General features: G+C 35.4%; 4 protein-coding genes. All 4 read left to right on the forward strand.

The window, feature by feature from the left end; genetic code table 11:
* Positions 1-370 precede the first annotated feature (370 nt).
* Positions 371-856 (forward strand): hypothetical protein, encoded by a 486-nt coding sequence (locus JZO85_RS19895; protein ID WP_207110259.1) that lies wholly within the window; start codon positions 371-373, stop codon positions 854-856.
* Positions 849-1,076: a helix-turn-helix transcriptional regulator gene (locus JZO85_RS19900; protein WP_242550462.1), complete on the forward strand. Its 228-nt coding sequence runs from the start codon at positions 849-851 to the stop codon at positions 1,074-1,076. Before JZO85_RS19895 ends, JZO85_RS19900 begins: the two co-directional genes overlap by 8 nt.
* The gene (locus JZO85_RS19905) at positions 1,069-1,248 is read left to right on the forward strand and encodes a cysteine-rich KTR domain-containing protein (protein WP_207110260.1); all 180 of its coding nucleotides are present in this window, start codon (positions 1,069-1,071) and stop codon (positions 1,246-1,248) included. Before JZO85_RS19900 ends, JZO85_RS19905 begins: the two co-directional genes overlap by 8 nt.
* A gap of 79 nt (positions 1,249-1,327) precedes the next feature.
* The coding region (locus JZO85_RS19910) for an alcohol dehydrogenase catalytic domain-containing protein (protein ID WP_207110261.1) at positions 1,328-1,725 on the forward strand (398 nt) is incomplete at its 3' end.

A 1,725-nucleotide genomic window follows, 5' to 3' on the forward strand; every position in this document is an offset into this window, starting at 1 on the left:
CAGGAAGGTATAAGAAATCGACTGGCGTTTCTTCTTGAAGGATATGATGAAACATGTCGCGACGAATGCTGTGTGAGTTTCATTTTGAATGTAGAAAGAACAAAATCTTCCTATGTTGTTGTCCCTTTATAAATGGATATCAGTGAATCAATGCGATGAAGAAAATCAGAAATTTCAAGAAGACGTTATAGTGATCAGGGTAGTCTAGCAGAAACGAGCTAGGCTATTCTTTTTTATATAAAATAGTTCATGAAAGATTTTGCTAAATTTATATTTCTGATGTATAATATTTTTTACATAGAGTAAAACAAGTTTTACAAAATGTCTATAATACTAATTTATCTGAATGAAAGAAAGGAGAATCATTCTTATGTCCTATCATAGTAAAAGAGTACTGACTTCCATTTTTTTTAGTTGCTGTCTGGTTCTAGGTTACGCTTTTTATGTTTTTAGATTAAATCCAGAAATTTCTCACGATCTGATTGCTTGGTCAAGAATTGTTTTAGTATTTATTGGTATTGGCATTATAGGTTCAATTATTCTGCATATTTTAACAGTGATTTCGTATACTATTAAGATATCTGTAAAAGATAGTGAATTGAGTGAGACAGATGTTGATCGCGTAGTCAATTCAACATTGGTAGAAGATGAAATGGATAAAATGATCAGCTTACGCGCTTCACGAATTGGCTATTTTGTATCTGGCTTTAGTGGTATTTTGGCAATAGCTGCTCTGGCATCAGGAGTTGCTCCATTTGTAGCTTTTCATATCATTCTTGCAGGTTTTATGATTGGTAACTTAGTCGAGGGAGCCATCAGTATCTACTTGTACGAAAAGGGTGTACAGTATGGCTAAAAAAATGAAAATTTCGAATAACATAAGAAAACTTCGATTTTTTGCAGATGAAATGACTCAATTAGAACTGGCTGAAAAAGCAGGAGCATCTAGACAAACAATCGTGGCATTAGAGGCAGGGAAATATACACCATCATTAGAAATGGCTTTTAGAATTGCAGATGTTTTTGGCGTAGAAATTGGTGAAGTTTTTCAACGTGAGGTGGAGGGAAATGAATAGTAGAGAATGGTTATTGTGTCCAAATTGTAAGAAAAAGACTAGAGTTCAAATTTGTGAAAATACGCTTTTAAAAAATTTTCCTCTTTATTGTCCAAAATGCAAACAAGAAACAATGATTGATGTTATACAAAAAAGCATAATACTAACGAGAGAGCCAATCGTGAAAACGTAGAGCCGGTAATTTGTGAGAAGGGTCATCACAAGTTATCGGCTCGTTTTGTTTTCGATGCTCATATTTAGGAGGGAACATTATGAAAGCAGTAATTAGAGAAAAGTACGGGAATCAACAGGTATTAAAAATCGGAGAACTTCCCATACCAATTCCAAGTGATAATCAAGTCTTAGTCAAAGTACATGCCTCAACAGTCAATGCGTATGATGATCATTTATTGAAAGGCGAACCATTTCCAGTTCGAGCGATGAATGGTCTGACTGCTCCTAAAAATCATCGCTTAGGCTGTGACATGGCAGGAGTAGTAGAAGCAATCGGAGACAAGGTCACTAAATTTAAAAAAGGTGATGAGGTATTCACTTGTTTAGCTGATGGTAATGGGGATGATGCCTATTCGGAATACGTCTGTGTAAGCGAAGACTTGTTAGTTATAAAACCTCGTGGTGTCCTCTTCGAAGAGGCTGCGACGATTCCCAT

This window comes from Candidatus Enterococcus murrayae, from assembly GCF_017315985.1.
Taxonomy (GTDB): Bacteria; Bacillota; Bacilli; order Lactobacillales; family Enterococcaceae; genus Enterococcus_A; species Enterococcus_A murrayae.